This is a genomic window from Micromonospora fluostatini, assembly GCF_050410825.1.
GTDB classification, from domain to species: domain Bacteria; phylum Actinomycetota; class Actinomycetes; order Mycobacteriales; family Micromonosporaceae; genus Micromonospora; species Micromonospora rosaria.
The window spans coordinates 4,325,539-4,344,140 of sequence record NZ_CP191251.1; the positions used below are offsets into that span (position 1 = coordinate 4,325,539).

18 protein-coding genes are annotated in these 18,602 nt (G+C 73.3%); 5 read left to right on the plus strand and 13 right to left on the minus strand.

Going from position 1 to position 18,602, the window contains the following annotated elements; translation table 11 throughout:
- Nucleotides 1-13: 13 nt before the first annotated feature.
- The 10 genes from ACQUFX_RS18870 to ACQUFX_RS18915 all read right to left on the minus strand — a co-directional run bounded on the left by ACQUFX_RS18870 (nt 14) and on the right by ACQUFX_RS18915 (nt 9,483).
- Nucleotides 14-1,165: a polysaccharide pyruvyl transferase family protein gene (locus tag ACQUFX_RS18870; protein WP_067361307.1), complete on the minus strand. Its 1,152-nt coding sequence runs from the start codon at nt 1,163-1,165 to the stop codon at nt 14-16.
- A 4-nt stretch (nt 1,166-1,169) separates the two neighbouring features.
- A complete protein-coding gene (locus ACQUFX_RS18875; protein ID WP_428961658.1) occupies nt 1,170-2,534 on the minus strand; it encodes a lipopolysaccharide biosynthesis protein in 1,365 nt (454 codons plus the stop codon).
- Between the two features lie 94 nt (nt 2,535-2,628).
- Nucleotides 2,629-3,585, minus strand: a complete 957-nt coding sequence (locus ACQUFX_RS18880) for a glycosyltransferase family protein (protein WP_428961659.1) — start codon at nt 3,583-3,585, stop codon at nt 2,629-2,631.
- Nucleotides 3,582-4,991 carry a hypothetical protein gene (locus ACQUFX_RS18885; RefSeq protein ID WP_428961660.1) on the minus strand — a complete coding sequence of 470 codons (1,410 nt, stop codon included), beginning with the start codon at nt 4,989-4,991 and terminating at the stop codon, nt 3,582-3,584. Before ACQUFX_RS18885 ends, ACQUFX_RS18880 begins: the two co-directional genes overlap by 4 nt.
- A 183-nt stretch (nt 4,992-5,174) precedes the next feature.
- Complete coding sequence (gene rdgB, locus ACQUFX_RS18890; RefSeq protein ID WP_428961661.1) at nt 5,175-5,795, minus strand: RdgB/HAM1 family non-canonical purine NTP pyrophosphatase; 621 nt, start codon at nt 5,793-5,795, stop codon at nt 5,175-5,177.
- Entirely contained in the window at nt 5,795-6,520 is a 726-nt protein-coding gene (gene rph, locus ACQUFX_RS18895) for a ribonuclease PH (protein WP_428961662.1), read from the minus strand. The genes rdgB and rph overlap by 1 nt, the downstream gene beginning before the upstream one ends.
- A gap of 73 nt (nt 6,521-6,593) precedes the next feature.
- Entirely contained in the window at nt 6,594-7,340 is a 747-nt protein-coding gene (locus ACQUFX_RS18900; protein WP_428961663.1) for an MBL fold metallo-hydrolase, read from the minus strand.
- Nucleotides 7,341-7,601: 261 nt separating this feature from the next.
- Nucleotides 7,602-8,567, minus strand: coding sequence for a PLP-dependent cysteine synthase family protein (locus ACQUFX_RS18905; protein WP_067361325.1), 966 nt, complete (start codon nt 8,565-8,567; stop codon nt 7,602-7,604).
- 12 nt (nt 8,568-8,579) lie between these two features.
- Nucleotides 8,580-8,930 carry a MoaD family protein gene (locus ACQUFX_RS18910; RefSeq protein ID WP_067361329.1) on the minus strand — a complete coding sequence of 117 codons (351 nt, stop codon included), beginning with the start codon at nt 8,928-8,930 and terminating at the stop codon, nt 8,580-8,582.
- Between the two features lie 64 nt (nt 8,931-8,994).
- A complete protein-coding gene (locus tag ACQUFX_RS18915) occupies nt 8,995-9,483 on the minus strand; it encodes a M67 family metallopeptidase (RefSeq protein ID WP_067361332.1) in 489 nt (162 codons plus the stop codon).
- 145 nt (nt 9,484-9,628) lie between these two features.
- Here ACQUFX_RS18915 and ACQUFX_RS18920 point away from each other — a divergent pair, with 145 nt between their 5' ends.
- A complete protein-coding gene (locus tag ACQUFX_RS18920; RefSeq protein ID WP_428961665.1) occupies nt 9,629-10,489 on the plus strand; it encodes an aldo/keto reductase in 861 nt (286 codons plus the stop codon).
- A 153-nt stretch (nt 10,490-10,642) separates the two neighbouring features.
- Here ACQUFX_RS18920 and ACQUFX_RS18925 read toward each other — a convergent pair whose 3' ends face one another.
- Entirely contained in the window at nt 10,643-11,140 is a 498-nt protein-coding gene (locus ACQUFX_RS18925) for a DUF2017 domain-containing protein (protein ID WP_211271857.1), read from the minus strand.
- Nucleotides 11,141-11,142: 2 nt separating this feature from the next.
- Nucleotides 11,143-11,433: an ATP-dependent Clp protease adapter ClpS gene (clpS, locus tag ACQUFX_RS18930; protein ID WP_067361443.1), complete on the minus strand. Its 291-nt coding sequence runs from the start codon at nt 11,431-11,433 to the stop codon at nt 11,143-11,145.
- 248 nt (nt 11,434-11,681) lie between these two features.
- Between clpS and ACQUFX_RS18935 the strand changes: the two genes are divergently transcribed.
- From ACQUFX_RS18935 to ACQUFX_RS18950, 4 genes are all read left to right on the plus strand, one after another.
- On the plus strand, nt 11,682-12,968 hold the full coding sequence (locus ACQUFX_RS18935; protein ID WP_428961666.1) for a nicotinate phosphoribosyltransferase: 1,287 nt from the start codon (nt 11,682-11,684) through the stop codon (nt 12,966-12,968).
- A 31-nt stretch (nt 12,969-12,999) separates the two neighbouring features.
- Nucleotides 13,000-13,581: an isochorismatase family protein gene (locus ACQUFX_RS18940; protein WP_428961667.1), complete on the plus strand. Its 582-nt coding sequence runs from the start codon at nt 13,000-13,002 to the stop codon at nt 13,579-13,581.
- 61 nt (nt 13,582-13,642) lie between these two features.
- Entirely contained in the window at nt 13,643-14,869 is a 1,227-nt protein-coding gene (locus tag ACQUFX_RS18945; protein ID WP_428961668.1) for an MFS transporter, read from the plus strand.
- A 168-nt stretch (nt 14,870-15,037) separates the two neighbouring features.
- On the plus strand, nt 15,038-16,600 hold the full coding sequence (locus ACQUFX_RS18950) for a hypothetical protein (protein WP_428961669.1): 1,563 nt from the start codon (nt 15,038-15,040) through the stop codon (nt 16,598-16,600).
- A gap of 103 nt (nt 16,601-16,703) precedes the next feature.
- Here the strand turns inward: ACQUFX_RS18950 and ctaD are convergent, their stop codons facing one another.
- Nucleotides 16,704-18,461, minus strand: a complete 1,758-nt coding sequence (ctaD, locus tag ACQUFX_RS18955) for an aa3-type cytochrome oxidase subunit I (RefSeq protein WP_428961670.1) — start codon at nt 18,459-18,461, stop codon at nt 16,704-16,706.
- Nucleotides 18,462-18,602 lie beyond the last annotated feature (141 nt).

Genomic DNA, 18,602 nt, shown 5'->3' on the forward strand with positions numbered 1-18,602 from the left:
TCGAGCCGCCGGGTCAGGCCACCGGACGGGCCCAGGGCGCCTGGGTGAAGTTGAGCCGGGCCCGGTGGGCGAACTCGGTGAGGTCGAGCAACGGGCGTTCGGTGCTGGTGAGCAGCCCGGACAGCACCTTGTGCACCTCGTACGGGTCGTCCGGGCGCACCGGCAGCCGACGGCCCATCGGCTGCCCGATCTCGGTGAGGAAGTCCGCGCACTTGCGGTGGTACGGCACCAGGGTGAACGGCACCCCGGTCAGGTACGCGAAGATCCCGCCGTGCATCCGCATGTGCAGGCCGATGTCGCAGGCCCGCATCTCGCTCCACATCGCCCGGACGCCGTCGTCGGCGGTGACGGTACGGATGTCGCAGCGCCCCTGGAGCGCCGCCCGGAGCCGGTCGCTGCACGCGACGTCACCCTTGGTCGGGTGGGTGTTGAACACGAGGATCGTCACGTCCACCGGCTCGGTGTCGACGAACGACCGGATGCCGGCGATCAGCGCCTCCTCGCGCCGCCGCTGCTCCGGCTCGGCCAGGTCGGTGTCCGAGCCGAGCAGGGTCACCCCGAGCCGGGCCCGGCCCGGCGTGCGGGGCACCGGCGCGGGGGCCACGTCGCCGAGCGCCTCGGGCAGCAGCCCGGCCAGGTCCCCGGCCGGCACGGCGATCCCCGGGTACCCGAGGTCGCGCAGCCGGTCCACCGACGCGGCGTCCCGCACCCCGACGTAGTCGATGTGCTGGAACACCTCGGCGAGCCGCTGCTGCGCCCCGGCCGACACGAACGGCCCGACCGAGACCCCGACGGCGGCGATCGGCCGGCGGGACACCCGCGACCAGGCCGCGAAGACCTTCTTCTCGCTGAACGGGCCCATGTCGCGGAACACCGAGCCGCCGCCGAAGAGCAACATCGACGCCCCGCCGAGCAGGCTGGCCTTGTTCAGCAGCTTCCCGGCCCGGCGGACCGGGTCCAGCGACTCGAACAGGCCCTGGCTCATGCCCACCCGGTTCGCCGGCAGGTCCACCATCGGCGGGGCGGCGAAGACCGGCTCCTCGGCCCCCCAGTACCGGGGCAGCGCCCAGTCGAGGATGACGCAGAAGGCGTTGTCCCCGACGTTGCGCATCCCGTAGTACCCGACCACCAACGGCTTGCGGGCCGCGTGCTGATTCCGACTCATGGTGTCATTCCTTTGTGAGACGCCGACGGATCTCCGCCCACGACGGCAGCGGTGCCCCGGCGACGACGTTGCGCCGCACCGAGGTCCAGAACAGGACGAGCAGCATGGCCTCCGCCAGCACCGTCGCCAGGGCCGCGCCGGTCAGCCCGAAGGCGGGGACGGCCAGGGCCAGCGCGGCCAGGTAGACCACCGCGCCGAGCCCCTGGTAGAAGACCTTCCGGCGGAGCAGGCCGCCGCTGGTCAGCAGGGACGCCACGCTGGCCGAGCCGAAGCGCAGCGGGATGGCCAGGGCGAGCAGGCTCATCACCGGCACGGAGTCGCGGTACTCGGCCCCGAAGACCAGCGGGATCGCGTACCGGCCGACGACGGCGACGGCCAGGCCGAGCAGCACCCCCATGCCGATCATGCCGATGGTGCCCGCCTTGTACGCGACCAGCACGGCGTCCCGGTCCGAGCGCGACCACCGGTGCAGCTTCGCCAGGAAGTACTGCTGGTACACCACCCGGGGCAGCACGTAGATGGCGGTCAGCAGGGTCATCGGTACGGCGAGCAGCGCGGCGGCCCGGACGCTGAGGAACTCCCCCGAGACGACCACGCCCAGGTGGATGCCGACCAGGTAGAAGAGGCTGCCCAGCATGAACGGGGTGGCCCCGCCGACCAGGTGCTTGTACCGGGGTGGCCGGCCCGGCCGCACCGGCGCCCCCCGGTGCCCCTCCAGGGTCACCCGGCCGGTCCAGAACGGGGCGATGGCCACCGCGCTCAGCGCCACCGTCGCCACCGCCACCAGGGCGTACCCCGCCCCGGCGGCGAGCGCCGACCAGCCGGCGAGCCCGGTCAGCACCGCCACCAGCACCCGGCCGGCGTGCGGGGCGAGTTGCAGCACGGAGAGCTGGCCGTACCCGCCGCGCAGTTGCAGGGCGGAGACCGACACCGCCATCGCCGCCTGGGCCAGGATCACCGGGGCCAGTGCGACGCGCAGGTCGCCGACGAGCGGGTCACCCCGGTCCAGCAGGCCCCAGGCCGTCATCGCGGCGACCTGCAGGCCGGAGCAGACCAGGATCAGCACCACCGAGGGCTGCACCCAGCGCAGCGCCCGGGGCCCCTCCCGCCCGAACCGCTGCAACCAGAACTCGGCGACGCCGAAGAGCGCCACCGGCCCGGCCAGGGTGACCAGCGACAGCACCGCCATGAAGGCGCCGAAGTGCTCCTGCGGCAGGCTCCGGGCGAGCAGCACCTGGGTCAGGAAGGCCAGCACGGTCAGGCCGACCTGGCTGATCGCCAGCATGCCGAGCTGCCGCAGCCGGCGGGTCAGGCCCCCACCGGGGCGGCGGACCGGGGCCGGCGCGGTGCCCAGCGCGGCACCGGTCATGCCGGGCCGTCCACCGGCCGTCCGGCCCGGCCCTCCCCCGGCCGCACCGGACCGGCCCCGGCCGTCCGGCCCCCGGTCGCGGCCGGTCGCCGGGTCACCGGGCGGCCCCGGTTGTCACGTGCGCCCGCAGCTGCGCCAGCTCCTCCCGGGTACGCCACATCCACTGCTCCCGCGCCGCCGCGATCCGGCCGGGCAGGCTGCGGTCCTCGGTGATCGCCTGGCGGATGCCGGCGGCGAGGGCGGCGCGCTCGTTGGCGACCAGCGTCGCGAAGCTGCCGAACAGTTCCTCGGTGGTGCCGGTGCGGGAGAGCACCAGGGGCCGCAGCGCGCTCAACGCCTCGCACGCGCCGCTGGGCTGGCAGCCGTCCCGGTCGGTGAGCACCACCACCGCCCGGGACGCGGCCACCGCGGCCTCGTAGTCGGGCAGGTCGAGGAAGCCGAGGCCGTGCAGGTTCGGCAGGGCGGCGGCGCGCTCCCGCAGCCCGTCCGGGAGCTTGTGCAGCGGGGCGGTGGTGGCGAAGGTGACGTCCGGCATCGACTCGATCACGTCGACCAGGACGTCCATCGGCTCGTCCGGGGCGGCGGTGGCGACCACGAAGACCCAGCCGCGCGGAGCGGCCGGCGGGATCGGCCGCAGCGGGTCGTGCACCACCAGCGTGCGCAGCCCGGGGAAGGCCGCGCGGGCGATCTCGTCGGCCTGCCGGTTGTGGGTCAGCACCAGCCGGGCGCCGCGCAGCACCCGCTCGGTGCCGGGCACCTTCCGCCACCAGGACTGGAACTGCCCGTTGTGCGCGTCCACCACGTACGGCACCCGGGCCAGCAGCGGGGCCAGGCCGGGCAGGTGCGGCTGGGTCTGGGCGAGCACGTACGAGGGCCGCCGGGACCTGATCAGGGCCAGGTCGTCGCGGCTGTGCGCCAGGTAGTCCGAGGGGCGCAGCACCTTGGACGTGGCCCGGTGCGGGCGCCACACCATCTCCGCGCCCAGCGCCTCGGCGAGCACGTCCGAGCGGCGCTGGTACCGCTTCCAGGAGATGAACATCGGCTGACTCATGGACGACCACCTGTTCCGCCCGCGTCGGGCACCGTCGCGTCGTCGCGTGGATGGACCGCGATGACCAGCACGTGTGAGAAGAGGAACAACCACATGAAGTACGAGTAGGCGGTGGGCTTCTGGGTGACCGCGAAGACCGCCGAGGTGAAGTAGAGGACGGCCAGCGCCCACTGCCCGTCGAAGGTGGTGAGCCGGCTCGTGGTCCGCCACAGGGCGGCGAGGATGACGCCCATGCAGACCAGCCCCAGCACGCCCCACACCACGAAGACCCGGATCGGGTCGCTGTGGGTGTTCCACGGCTCGTAGCCCAGCCCGGTCAGCCAGACGTCGATCGGGGCGCCGCCCCACGCCTGGGCGATCTCGTACCAGATCTCGCCCCGGCCGCGCATGAAGTCCTTGGAGTTCAGGTCGAGCGAACCGATCTGGGTCACCAGGAACCGGGCCCGTTCCCACAGGAAGGAACCCCAGCCGACCAGCAGGACGGCCACCCCGGCGGCGAGCACCAGCCCGGCCGGGACGGCGATCCGCAGCGGCAGCCCCCGGACCCAGCGCAGCAGCGCGGGCAGCCGGCGCAGCTCCATCGCCACCACGACCAGGCCGACACAGAGGATGGTCAGCCGGTGCGTGGAGACCACGGCGGTGGCGACCATCAACGCGATCAGGGCGAACCGCAGCACCGGCCGGATCCGGAGCCGGTCACCGGCGGCGTACAGGATGAAGACCGCGAACAGCAGCAGCCGGCCCAGCGAGGCCGGGTGGAAGTAGCCGCCCGAGGCGCGCCCGATGTTGCCGCCGGGCAGCTTGAAGAAGAACGTGTAGTCGACCAGCCCGGCCACCTGGAGCCAGGCGATCCCCGCGTGCACCACGGCCCCGAACAGCACGAGCAGCAGCACCCAGCGGATCCGGTCGGCGGAGAACCAGTACGGGCGGGCGAGCAGCACCGCCAGCAGCACCACCGGCGCGAACCCGACGGCGAGCTGGGCGGCCTGGGTGAGCGTGCCCCGGGTCGGCTCCACGTACGAGCCGAAGATGTCCCGCAGGCCGGTCGCCGCGAACTGGTCGACGAAGTCGGCACGCGAGGGCAGCAACAGCAGGTCGGCCACCGACAGCAGGCCCAGCACCAGCAGCGCGACCAGCGCCGGGGTCAGCTTCCCGGGGAGCCGGCGGGTCATCACCAGGACGCCGCCGAAGGCCAGCACCATCAGCAGCGCGCCCAGCGTGCTCGCCACGAACCCGGCGTCCATGCTGTCCTGGGCGGTCTTCGGGCCGGGGATGTCGAACAGGGGCTTCAGGCCCAGCAGTGCCAGCGCGGCGACCACCAGGTACCAGGTCGGCGACTCCAGCCGGCGGCCCGCGGTGCGGCCGGGCTCCGGGTCGGCGTGCAGGGTCGACGCCGGCTGGTTCATCGGCGGACGGCCGGTGGCCGGGACCCGCACGGCCGTGTCCGGCCGCGATAGCTGTCCACGTCGTTCCTCCCCGCAACGTCCTGTCCGGGGGGCACTATACGCGAGAGCCGAGCGCGGCCGGTGCGCTCGGCGGGCCACCCGGATCCGCCGGGCGGGGCGGATCCGGGGGGAACCGGGCGGACGTCAGCCGGCGGCCGGCGGCAGCACCTTCGCGACCAGCTTCGCCAGGTCGCGCAGCGCCTTGCCCCGATGGCTGATCGCGTCCTTCTCCGGCGGGGTCAGCTCGGCGTTGGTCCGGTCCTGCCCCTCGCCGAGGAAGATCGGGTCGTACCCGAACCCGCCGTCGCCGCGTGGGGCGCGCAGCAGCCGGCCCGGCTGGCGGCCGTCCACCAGGTGCTCCTTGCCGCCGGGCAGCACCAGGGCGACCGTGCAGACGAACGAGGCGCCCCGGTGCTCGTCGGGCAGGTCGGCGATCTGGTCCAGCACGAGCTGGAGGTTGGCCTGGTCGTCGCCGTGCCGGCCGGCCCACCGGGCGCTGAACACCCCCGGCATCCCGTTGAGCGCGTCGACCGCCAGCCCCGAGTCGTCGGCGATCGTGGGCAGGCCGGTGCGCCGGCAGCCCTCCCGGGCCTTGATCAGCGCGTTCTCGCCGAAGGTCAGGCCGCTCTCCGGCAGCTCCGGGTAGTCCTCCACGTCGTCCAGGCCGAGCAGGGCGACCCGGTGCGCGCCGAGCGCCCCGTCGAGGATCCGCTGCAACTCGATGAGCTTCTTGCGGTTGCGGGTGGCGAGCAGGACCTTGTTCATCAGGAGAGCGCCTTTCGTTGGGCCTCGGCCAGTTCCACACAGCCCGCCACGGCCAGGTCGAGCAGCGCGTCGAGTTGGTCCCGGGCGAAGACCCCGGCCTCACCGGTGCCCTGCACCTCGACGAACTCGCCGGCGCCGGTGCAGACCACGTTCATGTCCACCTCGGCGGCCACGTCCTCGTCGTAGTCGAGGTCCAGCCGGGGCTCGCCGGCGATCACGCCCACGCTGACCGCGGCGACCGACCGGTGCATCACCTTCTCCACCTTGCCGGTCAACGCCTTGCGCGCGGCCAGCCAGCTCACCGCGTCGTGCAGGGCGACGTACGCGCCGGTGATCGCCGCCGTCCGGGTACCCCCGTCGGCCTGGAGCACGTCGCAGTCGAGCACGATCGAGTTCTCGCCCAGCGCCTTCAGGTCGACGGCGGCCCGCAGGCTCCGCCCGATCAGCCGGGAGATCTCGTGGGTCCGCCCCCCGACCCGGCCCTTGACGCTCTCCCGGTCCGACCGGGTGTTGGTGGCCCGGGGCAGCATCGCGTACTCGGCGGTGACCCAGCCGAGCCCGGAGCCCTTGCGCCAGCGCGGCACCCCCTCGGTGACGCTGGCCGTGCAGAGCACCCGGGTCCCGCCGAACTCCACGAGCACGGAGCCCTCCGGATGGGTGCTCCAGCCCCTGGTCAGGGTCACCGGTCGGAGTTGGTCGGGCCGCCGCCCGTCAGGTCGCGCCATCCCTGCACCCTATGTGGTGGCGTGATCGACCCGTGGCCGGGTCCGAGCGCTCGGGGCGTCGCGGGTCCGGGGCTCAGATGTCGTAGGTGGCGCCGGGGCGGACCACCTCGAGCGGGCCGACGTACGCGGCGGCGGCCGACTCGACGGTGTGCGCCTCGCTGCCCCACGCCGCCACCAGGTGGGTCAGCAGCAGCCGCCCCACCCCGGCCTTGGTCGCCGCCTCGCCCGCCTCCCGGCCGGTGAGGTGCAGGTCCGGCGGGTTGTCCACGCCGTCGAGGTAGCTGGCCTCGCAGAGGAAGACGTCGGCCCCCTGCGCCAGTCGCAGCAGCGCGTCGCAGGGCGCGGTGTCGGAGGAGTAGCAGAGCACCCGCTCCTCGTGCTCCAGCCGCACGCCGTACGTCTCGATCGGATGGTTGACCCGGTCCACGGTGACGCTGAACGGGCCGATCGGGAAGGTGCCGGGTTGCAGGCCGTAGAACTGGTACACGTCCTCGACGGTGCTGTCCTCCTGGCCGTACGCGGTGGCGAGCCGGTCCGGCGCGCCGGAGGGGGCGTACACCGGCAGGGCCGGGTACGGCCCGTCGGGCGCGTACCGGCGCACCACGACGTACGACGCGGCGTCGAGCATGTGGTCGCAGTGCAGGTGGGTGAGGAGGATGGCGTCGACCGCGTGCAGCCCCGCGTACCGCTGGAGGGTGGACAGCGCCCCGGAGCCGAAGTCCACCAGGAGACGGAAGCCGTCGGCCTCGACCAGGTACGCCGAACAGGGTGAGTCGGGACCGGGGAAGCTTCCCGCGCAGCCCAGGACGGTCAGACGCATCCGGTCGTCCCATTACCACGCGCCGTAGTCACCGCACCGGCAACGCTCCCACCGATGATCTTTACCGACGCGTACGCCACGCTGCGCAGCCTACGCCCACGTGAGCGGGGCACGAATCATCTCGTGCAAGTTGTCGCGAACGTGACACCATCCCCGACGAACCTCGTCGGTCGGCTCGTACGCGTGTCACTGTGCCACCACGAACCGATCACGGACAGCGATCGGCCCGGCCCGGCTCACCGCCGGACCGGGCCGCGACCGTCAGGCCCAGAGCTGACCCTCCAGGGCCTCCTCGGCGTCGGCGAGGGTGCCGCCGTACGCCCCGGTGGAGAGGTACTTCCAGCCGCCGTCGCAGACCACGAAGGCCACGTCGGCGCGGCGGCCGTCCCGGACCGCCTCGTGCGCCACGGCCAGCGCCGCGTGCAGGATGGCCCCGGTGGAGAAGCCGGCGAAGATCCCCTCCACCTCGACCAGTTGCCGGGTACGCAGCACCGCGTCCCGGGTGCCCACGGAGAACCGGCGGGACAGCACGGTGGCGTCGTACAGCTCGGGGACGTACCCCTCGTCGATGTTGCGCAGGCCGTAGACCAGCTCGCCGTAGCGGGGCTCGGCCGCGACGATCTGGATCGCCTCGACCTTCTCCCGCAGGTACCGGCCGGTGCCCATGAGCGTCCCGGTGGTGCCCAGACCGGCCACGAAGTGGGTGATCGTGGGCAGGTCCCGCAGCAGCTCCGGGCCGGTGGTCTCGTAGTGCGCCCGGGCGTTGGCCTCGTTGCCGTACTGGAAGAGCATCACCCAGTCGGGGTGCTCCGCGGCGATCTGCTTCGCCACCGCGACGGCCTGGTTCGAGCCGCCGGCCGCCGGCGAGAAGATGATCTCCGCGCCGTACATCCGGAGCAGTTGCACCCGCTCGGCGGAGACGTTCTCCGGCATCACGCAGACCAGCCGGTACCCGCGCAGTTTCGCCACCATGGCCAGCGAGATGCCGGTGTTGCCGCTGGTCGGCTCCAGGATGGTGTCACCCGGGCGGAGCCGCCCGGCCGCCTCGGCCGCGCGCACCATGAACATCGCCGTGCGGTCCTTGATGCTGCCGGTCGGGTTGCGGTCCTCCAGCTTCGCCCACAGCCGCACCGGCGGCGCCCCGTCGGGCACCGTCGGGGAGAGCCGGGGCAGCCCGATCAGCGGCGTGCCGCCGCAGGCGTCCAGCAGGCTGTCGTACCTGGCCATGGGGGTCCGCCGTCAGCGACCGGCGGAGCCGGCCACCGCCACCGACGCGGCGTGCGAGGCGATCGCCGCCGCGGCGGCGAAGCCGAACGCGCCCCCGGCCACGGCCGGCAGGATGGTGATGCTGTCGCCGTCGCTGAGCTTGGCGTCCAGCGCGCCGAGGAAGCGGACGTCCTCGTCGTTGACGTAGACGTTGACGAACCGGTGCAGCGCGCCGGTCTCGGTGACCAGCCGGCCCTTCAGCCCGCCGTGCCGCGAGTCGAGGTCGGTGAGCAGGTCAGCCAGGGTCTCCCCGGAGCCCTCGACGACCTTCGCGCCGCCGGTGTAGCTGCGCAGAATGGTGGGGATGCGAACCTCGATGGCCATGATGTCGTAACTCCTTGATCGGGTGTGCCTCGGTGACGGGAACAGGTGGGCCGGCGCTGGGGACTCAGCGGTCGGAACACTCGTAGTCGACCGTCGCCGGGCTCTGCCCGAACATGTAGGACTGCACGGCGTGCGGGTCCACCGCGGCGTCCAGGACCCGCACCGGCTCCTCGGTCACCACGCCGTCCACGATCCGGAAGGAACGGATCTCCTCACGGTCCGGCTCGCGGGTCGAGACGAGCAAGTAGTGCGCGCCCGGCTCACCGGCGAAGGAGATGTCCGTCCGCGACGGGTACGCCTCGGTGGCGGTGTGCGAGTGGTAGATCACGACCGGCTCTTCGTCCCGGTCGTCCATCTCCCGCCAGACCCGCAACTGCTCCATCGAGTCGAACTCGTAGAAGGTCATCGAGCGGGCGGCGTTGTCCATCGGGATGTGCCGGGTCGGGGTGTCGCTGCCGACGGGACCAGCGACCACGCCGCACGCCTCGTCGGGGTGGTCCCGGCGCGCGTGGGCGACGATCGCGTCGACGATCGACCGGTCGATGCTCAGCACGTGCCCCAGCCTAACGCCTGTCGGGCCGCAGGCCGACGTGGCCGCTGTCACCTTCCCACCGGCCGGGCAGGCAATCTGGTTTTTTCGGCCCGGCGTGAACGGGTACGAACGCGGGAGCATCCCGACGAACGACGGAGGAGAACACATGCAGCAACGCCGCATCGGTGCGGTACGGGTCGGCGCGATCGGGCTCGGCGCGATGCCGATGTCGGTCGGCGGTCGCCCCGACACCGACCGCGCCGTCCGGACCATCCACGCGGCCCTGGACGCCGGGGTCACCCTGATCGACACGGCCGACGCGTACTCGCTGGACTCGACGGACTTCGGGCACAACGAGTCGCTGATCGCCCGCGCCCTCGCCGGGTACGGCGGGGACACCTCCGGCGTCCTGGTCGCCACCAAGGGCGGGCACACCCGTCCCGGTGGGTCGGAGTGGGGGCTCGACGGCTCCCCCGGGTACCTGCGGGCCGCCTGCGACGCCTCGCTGACCCGGCTCGGCGTCGACGCGATCGGGCTGTACCAGTTCCACCGGCCGGACCCCCGGGTGCCGTGGGCCGACTCGATCGGCGCCCTGCGCGACCTGGCCGACGCCGGCAAGATCCGGATGGCCGGCATCTCCAACGCCGACCCCGACCAGATCCGCACCGCCCGGGACATCCTCGGTGACCGGCTGGCCTCCGTGCAGAACCAGTTCTCCCCGGAGTTCCGCAGCAGCGAGAAGGAGCTACGGCTCTGCGCGGAACTCGGGATCGCCTTCCTGCCCTGGTCGCCGCTGGGCGGCATCGGCCGGGCCGGGGACCTGGGCGGGCGGTTCCGCCCGTTCGCCGAGATCGCCGAGGCGCGCGGGGTCAGCCCGCAGCAGGTCTGCCTCGCCTGGCAGTTGGCGCTCGCCCCGGTCGTCGTACCGATCCCGGGCGCGAGCCGGCCGGAGACGATCCGGGACTCCGCCGCGGCGGCCGACCTGACCCTCGACGACCAGGAACTCGCCACCCTCGACGCCGCCTGACCCGGCCGCTGGGCCCCGTCGCAGGGCCCGGGTGCGAGGCCCCGGTCGCAGGACCCGGCGCGAGGCCCCGGTGCAAGGAGGGGCCCCTTCTTAACAGCGGCGTGTTAACAGGGGGCCCTTCCTCTACCGAAAGCGTTGAGAGGGGGCCCTTCCTTACTCCGCGATGAGGGCGTTGAGCAACGACTCCTGGAGGTAGCCGAGGTAGGCGTAGACGGAGAGCTGGAAGACCCGCGAGGAGCTCGGGTCGGCGGCCATCGCCACGTCCAGTTCCGCGCCCAGGTCGGTGCCGTCCTTGATCTCCAGCCGGACGCCCATCGCCAGCCGGGCGTCGTTGAGCGCCCGCAGCCACGCCTCGGCCGCCTCGGCGTCGAGCCGCACCTCGCCGCCGGCCTCGTCGGGCAGGGCGGCGAGGATCGCGCCGGCCTGGTCGATCTTCGCGGTCTTGAGGTCGCCCTCGGTGTACCGGCGGAACTCCGCCGTCCCGGCCGCGTCCTCCGGGTACACCTCGGGAAAGAGCCGGCCGACGACCGGGTCGGTGTGGTCGAAGCCGTCGGTGAGCAGGCCGACCACCTCGGAGGCGACCTTGCGCAGCACCCGGACCTCGTCGACGGCGAAGGTCGCCACGTACCGGTCCCCCCGGCGGCGGAACATGCTCACGAGCGCTCCACCGTCGCCCAGAGGCCGTACGCGTGCAGTTGCGACGCGTCGTGCTCCATCCGCTCCCGGGCCCCGCTGGAGACCACCGCCCGCCCCTTGTGGTGCACGTCCAGCATCAACTGCTCGGCCTTCTCCCGGCTGTACCCGAAGAGCTTCTGGAAGACCCAGGTCACATAGCTCATCAGGTTGACCGGGTCGTCCCACACGATCGTCACCCATGGCCGGTCGGCAGCCGGCACCTCATCGGTGTCCGGCGTCTCGACTGGTGCAACCTGAGGAGCCGCCATGCCCCCCATCGTGCCACCGGATCCGGCGAACCGATGAACCGGAACGCCCGCCGCGTCCCCGCCACCCCCGCCCGGCCCGTCCGGACCGGCCCGGCCGGGCGACCCGGCGGCCGGGTGACCGAGCCCACCACAGGCCCCTACCGGACCCCACGACAGGGCACCTGACCAGCGGAACCGGCACCGGTGGCGGAGCCCGCAGCAACGGGCCGGGCCGACACGGTCGCCGGACGAACTCTAGGCTGGCACACGTGAGCACCTTTCGTCCCGCGCTGCTGACCGACCACTACGAGCTGACCATGGTCAGCGCCGCGCTGCGGGACGGCACCGCCGACCGGCGCTGCGTCTTCGAGGTGTTCAGCCGCCGCCTGCCGGCCGGCCGCCGGTACGGGGTGGTCGCCGGCACCGCCCGGCTGGTCGAGCTGATCCGCGACTTCCGGTTCGCCGAGGAGGAGGTCGACTTCCTCCGCCGGACCGGGGTGGTCGACGAGGCGGCCGCCGCCTGGCTGGCCGACTACCGCTTCACCGGCGACATCGACGGGTACGCCGAGGGCGAGCTGTTCTTCCCCGGTTCGCCGATCCTCACCGTCTCCGGCGGCTTCGCCGAGTGCGTGGTGCTGGAGACGCTGGTGCTCTCGGTGCTCAACTACGACTGCGCGGTGGCCGCCGCGGCGGCCCGGATGGTCACCGCCGCCCGGGGGCGGGCCCTGATCGAGATGGGGTCGCGGCGGGCCCACGAGGAGGCGGCCGTGGCCGCCGCGCGGGCCGCGTACCTGGCCGGGTTCCGGTTCACCTCGAACCTGGCCGCCGGGCAGCGGTACGGCATCCCCACCGCCGGCACCGCCGCGCACGCCTTCACCCTGCTGCACGACGACGAGCGGGCCGCCTTCGCCTCGCAGGTCGCCACGCTGGGCAGCGACACCACACTGCTGGTCGACACGTACGACATCAGCCAGGGCATCCGCAACGCGATCGAGGTGGCCGGGCCGAAGCTGCGGGCGGTCCGGATCGACTCCGGCGACCTGGCGGTCATCGCCCACCAGTCCCGGGAACTGCTCGACTCGCTGGGCGCCACCGAGACGAAGATCATCGTCTCCGGCGACCTCGACGAGTACGCCATCGCCGCCCTCGCCGCCGAGCCGGTCGACATGTACGGCGCGGGCACCTCCGTGGTCACCGGCTCCGGCGCGCCCACCGCCGGCCTGGTCTACAAGCTGGTCGAGGTGGAGGGGCGGCCGGTGGTCAAGCGCTCCGAGCACAAGGCCACCATCGGCGGCCGGAAGGTCGCGGTCCGCCGGCACAAGCCGACCGGTACCGCCACCGAGGAGGTCATCGTCCCGCAGGGCGTGCCGGACCGGCAGGCCAACGACCGGCTGCTGCAACGGACGTACGTGGCCGGCGGCGAGCCGGCCGACCTGCCGGCGCTGGACGAGTCCCGCGAGCACCTGCGAGAGTGTCTGATCTCCATCCCCTGGGAGGGGCTGAAGCTCTCCGCCGGCGACCCGGCGGTCCCGGTCACCGTCGTACCCGCCGGCTGACACCCCCGGCGGTGAGGAAAGGAGCCACCCGGTGGGCAACGCGTTGATCATCGTGGACGTGCAGAACGACTTCTGCGAGGGCGGTTCCCTCGCGGTGACCGGCGGGGCCGGGGTGGCGGCCGGGATCTCCCGGCTGCTCGCCGCCGAGCCGGACCGCTGGGACCACGTGGTCGCCACCAAGGACTACCACGTCGACCCGGGCGACCACTTCGGCGATCCGCCGAACTTCATCGACACCTGGCCCCGGCACTGCGTGGTCGGCACCGACGGCTCCGAGTTCCACCCGGAGCTGGACACCGGCCGGGTGGAGGCGATCTTCCACAAGGGCGAGCACGCCGCCGCGTACTCGGGCTTCGAGGGGCACGCGGCCGACGGCGAGTGCCTGGCCGACTGGCTGCGCCGGCACGACGTGGACCGGGTCGACGTGGTGGGCATCGCCACCGACCACTGCATCCGGGCCACCGCCCTGGACGCGGCCCGGGAGGGGTTCGCCACCACCGTGCTGCTGGACCTGACCGCCGCCGTCGCGCCGGCCACCACCGACGTGGCGCTGCGCGCCATGGACGGCGCCGGGGTGACGCTGCGCGGCGCCCCCGTGATCCGGAGCGCATAACCGGAAAATCGGTGGTGCGGGTCGTACCCGGGGGCCAGGATGTCGCCCGGAGGTCGACCACGTGAACCTGAAGCCCTACCGGGAGGCGCTCGCCCTGCCCGGTCTCCGCTCGTTGCTGCTGGTGTCGGTGTTCGCCCGGTTGCCGATCACCGCCGCCGGTATCACGCTGACCTTCTACGTGGTGCTGGACCTCGGGCGCGGGTACGGCGCGGCGGGGCTGGTGGGGGCGGCGCTGACGGTGGGCTCCGCGGTGGGCAACCCCCTGCTGGGCCGCCTGATCGACCGGCACGGCCTGCGCCCGGTGCTGGCGCTGACCACGGTCGCCGAGGCGGTGTTCTGGGCCGCCGCGCCGGCCCTGTCGTACCCGTTGCTGCTGCCGGCCGCGTTCCTCGCCGGCCTGCTGGCGCTGCCGGCCTTCTCGGTGATCCGCCAGTCGATCGCCGCGCTGGTGCCGGCGGAGCGCCGCCGGCCGGCGTACGCGCTGGACTCGATGTCGACCGAGCTGTCCTTCATGATCGGCCCGGCGGTGGCGGTGGCCGCGGCCACCGCGGTCTCGGCCCGCGCCACGCTCTGGGCGGTCGGTGCGGGGATCGTGCTCTCCGGGGCCACCCTCTGGCTGCTGAACCCGCCGACCCGCAGCGCCAGCGAGGCCACCACGCCGGCCCGGCGCCTGCCCCGCCGGACGTGGCTCACCCCCCAACTGCTCGCCGTCCTGGCGGGAGGCGCCGCCGCCACCGTGGTCCTGGCCGGCACCGACGTCGCCGTGGTGGCCGTGCTGCGGGAGAACGGCGCGGTCGGCTGGACCGGCGTCGTCCTCGCCGCCTGGGCGGTCTCCTCGCTGGTCGGCGGCTTCGCGTACGGGGCGGTCAGCCGGCCGCTGTCCCCGCTGGTGCTGCTGGCCGCGCTGAGCGTCTGCACCATTCCGGTCGGCCTCGGCGGCGGCTACTGGTGGCTGCTCTGCCTGGCCCTGATCCCGGCGGGGATGCTCTGCGCACCGACCCTGGCGGCCACCGCCGACCTGGTCAGCACCCTGGCCCCGGCCGAGGTACGCGGGGTGGCGATGGGTCTGCACGGCTCGGCGGTCACCATCGGCATGGCGGTGGGCGCCCCGCTGGCCGGGGCGGTCATGGACCGCAGCGCCCCGGTCTGGGGTTTCGTGGTCACCGGGGCGCTCGGCCTGCTGGTCGCCCTCGTCGTCCTCCCGGTGGAGCTGCGCCGCCGCCGGGCGGCGCCACCGGCGGGGCGCACGGACGTCGAGAAGCTCGCCACCGCCGGCACCGCCCACTGACCGCCGCTCCACCACCACCCACCGGCCGCCGCTCCGCCGCGCCCCCCGCCCGGCGCTGCGCACCGCCGGCCCGGCCCCGGTGGGTCCGGCGGGCGGCGGCCCTTGCAGCAGCGTTCCTGACCTGCTCCGGCGGCGGTTCGGGTTGCCGGCTGCCGGCACGATGTCCCCATGGCATACCGACGCGCGGTGGTGACGGTCCTGGTGGTCGCGGCGGGCGGGCTGGTCGCCTGTTCGACCCCCGCGCAGGAGCGGGGGCCGGTCCGGGTGAACGAGGTGCCGGCCGGGGTCACCGGGCTGGGCCCGGCGGTCCTGCTCGCCGGGGTGCCCGACGAACGACGCTCGGACCGGCGGGGGCTGTACCCGGTCGAGCGGTTCGGCGACGACCCGGCCGCCGTTCCACCGGTGCGTGGGCACGTCCGGGTGGGCCTCGGGGACCCGCTGGCCCCCACCGTGGCACGGGGGCTGGCCGGCGACCCCCGGGACGCGTTCCTCGTCGCCGGCCGGGTGCGGGACACCGTGCTGCCCGAGCACAGCGCGGTCGACTCGGTCACCGCTGTCGCGCCCGGCCTGGCGGTCACCGGCAGCCGGTGCCTGGTGGTCCGCGAGGACGGGCAGGTCCGGCAGCCGGCCGTGGAGGCCCGCTGCCACCCCGGGGACACCGGCGGCCTGCTCTGGTCGGACCACCCGAGCGGACGGTGGGGCGGCGTCGACCTGGCCACCGGGGTACCGAGCCCCGGTGTCACCGTCCCCGGCACGCCGATCGGCGCCACCCCGGACGGCCGGCACCTGTTCGTCGCCGAGGCCGACACCCGCCGGCTGGTGGTGGCCGACACCATGACCGGCACGACGACCCCGGTGGACGCGCAGGTGGCGCGGGGCACCCCGAGCGGGGCGGTCGGCCCGGCCGGCTACGCGCACGTGCGCGTCGTCGACCGGCAGCGCCGGGTGAGCCTGGTGGGTGTCGACGGTACGGTCCGGGACCTGCTCGCCCCGGTCGGCACCGTCGCGTTCACCCCGGACGGCACCCGGGCGGTGGCCGTCGTGCCGAGCCAGGGGTACCGGATCGTGGTGCTGGACCTGGCCGACGGCGACCCGCGCCCGGCGACCGGGGCGGAGGGCCCGCCCGGTACCGGGGCGCAGGGCCCGCGCGGCACGGTGGTCGCCGCCGTCACCGACGAGCACGCGCTGCTGGCCGAGCTGGTCGGCACGGACGAGCGGGAGGCGGCCCGGCAGGTCCGGCCGGTCCGGCTGTGGACCGTCGACCTCGCCACCGGCCGGCTGACGACCGCACCCGGGCCGGCCGGGGCCGCCGCCGCCCGCGTGGCCGACGGGGCGATCACCTTCGCGCCCGGCGGTGAGCTGGTGAGCCTGGACGCGGACGGTCGGGCCGTGACCGCCCCGGCCGGGGCCCGGCCGCACCTGGCGCTGCCCGACGGCCGGCTGCTCTACCGGCTGACCGACGGCGACGACACCCGCGCGGACCGGCTGCTGGTGGGTGCGGCGGACGGCCGGCGTACCGGCCTGTCGACCGGGGCCGGCCCCGACCAGGTGCTCTCCCACCTGCTGCCCACCCCCGACGGGGCACACCTGCTGGTGTCGTTGCGACCGCAGGGACCGGCCACCGCCTTCGGCCCGGACAGCGAGATCGTGCTGGTCCGGCTGGACGGCACCGGCGAACCGCTGGTGCTGTACCGGGGCGCGGCGCTGGTCAGCCTGGGCCTGACCGGCTGAGCCCACCGGTACCCGACCCCTCGACGCCGCGCACCGGGCGAACGGCGACGGGCGCCGTACCCGGTGTGGGTACGGCGCCCGTCGGACGCGCGGGTCGGACCGCTCAGCGGTCGATCGTGGTCTCGGTGTCCTCCTGGTAGCTGGCCCCGCCGTTCGCCTCGCGGGTCAGCGGCTTGGCACCACCCTCGGGCGGGCCGGCCAGGGACTGGCCACCGGCGGCCAGCTCCGGGAACTTGTAGTCGAACGCCGGCCGCTCGGAGCGGATCCGGGGCATCCGGTCGAAGTTGCGCAGCGGCGGCGGCGAGCTGGTCACCCACTCCAGCGAGTTGCCGTGGCCCCACGGGTCCTCGACCTCGACCACCGGGCCGGCCTTGTACGACTTCCAGCAGTTGTAGATGAACGGCAGTGTGGAGACGCCGGTGATGAACGCGCCGACCGTGGAGATCATGTTCAGCGTGGTCCAGCCGTCGATGTCCTGGTAGTCGACGTACCGGCGGGGCATGCCCTCGTTGCCGAGCCAGTGCTGCACCAGGAAGGTGGTGTGGAAACCGACCATGGTGAGCCAGAAGTGCACCTTGCCGAGGCGCTCGTCGAGCATCCGGCCGAACATCTTCGGGAACCAGAAGTAGATACCGGCGAAGACGGCGAACACGATGGTGCCGAAGAGCACGTAGTGGAAGTGCGCGACGACGAAGTACGAGTCCGAGACGTGGAAGTCCAGCGGCGGGCTGGCCAGCAGCACACCGGTCAGACCACCGAAGAGGAAGGTGACCAGGAAGCCGATCGCCCAGAGCATGGGCGTCTCGAAACTGATCTGGCCACGCCACATGGTGCCGATCCAGTTGAAGAACTTCATACCGGTCGGGACCGCGATCAGGAAGCTCAGGAAGCTGAAGAACGGCAGCAGCACCTGGCCGGTGGCGAACATGTGGTGCGCCCAGACGCTCATCGACAGGGCGGCGATGGCGATGGTCGCGGCGACCAGACCCTTGTAGCCGAAGATCGGCTTGCGGGAGAAGACCGGGATGATCTCGCTGATGATGCCGAAGAACGGCAGCGCGACGATGTACACCTCGGGGTGGCCGAAGAACCAGAACAGGTGCTGCCAGAGCAGCGGCCCGCCGGTCTCCGGGGCGTAGATGTGGGCGCCGAGGATGCGGTCGGCGGCGAGCGCGAAGAGCGCGGCGGCCAGCAGCGGGAAGACCAGGATCACCAGGAGGCTGGTGACCAGGATGTTCCAGGTGAAGATCGGCATCCGGAACATCGTCATGCCGGGCGCGCGCAGGGTCAGGATCGTGGTGATCATGTTGACCGCGCCGAGGATCGTGCCCAGACCCGAGATGGCCAGACCGACGATCCACATGTTGGCGCCGACACCCGGCGAGTGCTCGACGCTGCTCAGCGGCGCGTACGCGAACCAGCCGAAGTCGGCGGCGCCGCCGGGGGTGAAGAAGCCACCCATGGCGATCGTGCCGCCGAAGAGGTACAGCCAGTAGGCGAAGCTGTTCAGCCGGGGGAACGACACGTCCGGCGCGCCCACCTGGATCGGCACGATGTAGTTCGCGAAGGCGAACACGATCGGCGTCGCGAAGAACAGCAACATGATCGTGCCGTGCATCGTGAAGAGCTGGTTGTACTGCTCCGGGGAGAGGAACTGCATCCCGGGCACGGCCAGCTCGGCCCGCATGATCAGGGCCATCAGGCCACCGATCATGAAGAACACGAACGCCGTGATCATGTACATGATCCCGATCTGCTTCGCGTCCGTGGTGCGCAGCAACCGCGCGAAGGCCGACCCCTTGACCGGTTCTCGGACCGGCCAGGGCCGGGTCACGACCGGCTTCGGTGCGACGGTGGTCACGAATGGCCTCCGGTTCTCGGTTGTCCCGCTCGGCTCCGCGCTGGTGATCTGCGAGCCGTCATCCGCAAGGAGGATAGTCCCCGGCAGGTCGGAACCCGGTTCGGGGGTGCGCCGGGGTGACACCCCATGCCGACCGGTCGA

What these genes read in the sequence shown, in the direction of transcription:
- ACQUFX_RS18870 (WP_067361307.1), bottom strand. Translation starts at nt 1,165, where the DNA reads ATGAGTCGGAATCAGCACGCGGCCCGCAAGCCGTTGGTGGTCGGGTAC.
- rdgB (WP_428961661.1), bottom strand. Translation starts at nt 5,795, where the DNA reads ATGAACAAGGTCCTGCTCGCCACCCGCAACCGCAAGAAGCTCATCGAG.
- clpS (WP_067361443.1), bottom strand. Translation starts at nt 11,433, where the DNA reads ATGGCGGCTCCTCAGGTTGCACCAGTCGAGACGCCGGACACCGATGAG.
- ACQUFX_RS18910 (WP_067361329.1), bottom strand. Translation starts at nt 8,930, where the DNA reads ATGGCCATCGAGGTTCGCATCCCCACCATTCTGCGCAGCTACACCGGC.
- ACQUFX_RS18900 (WP_428961663.1), bottom strand. Translation starts at nt 7,340, where the DNA reads ATGCGTCTGACCGTCCTGGGCTGCGCGGGAAGCTTCCCCGGTCCCGAC.
- ACQUFX_RS18920 (WP_428961665.1), top strand. Translation starts at nt 9,629, where the DNA reads ATGCAGCAACGCCGCATCGGTGCGGTACGGGTCGGCGCGATCGGGCTC.
- ACQUFX_RS18950 (WP_428961669.1), top strand. Translation starts at nt 15,038, where the DNA reads ATGGCATACCGACGCGCGGTGGTGACGGTCCTGGTGGTCGCGGCGGGC.
- rph (WP_428961662.1), bottom strand. Translation starts at nt 6,520, where the DNA reads ATGGCGCGACCTGACGGGCGGCGGCCCGACCAACTCCGACCGGTGACC.
- ACQUFX_RS18905 (WP_067361325.1), bottom strand. Translation starts at nt 8,567, where the DNA reads ATGGCCAGGTACGACAGCCTGCTGGACGCCTGCGGCGGCACGCCGCTG.
- ACQUFX_RS18875 (WP_428961658.1), bottom strand. Translation starts at nt 2,534, where the DNA reads ATGACCGGTGCCGCGCTGGGCACCGCGCCGGCCCCGGTCCGCCGCCCC.
- ACQUFX_RS18880 (WP_428961659.1), bottom strand. Translation starts at nt 3,585, where the DNA reads ATGAGTCAGCCGATGTTCATCTCCTGGAAGCGGTACCAGCGCCGCTCG.
- ACQUFX_RS18925 (WP_211271857.1), bottom strand. Translation starts at nt 11,140, where the DNA reads ATGTTCCGCCGCCGGGGGGACCGGTACGTGGCGACCTTCGCCGTCGAC.
- ACQUFX_RS18885 (WP_428961660.1), bottom strand. Translation starts at nt 4,991, where the DNA reads ATGAACCAGCCGGCGTCGACCCTGCACGCCGACCCGGAGCCCGGCCGC.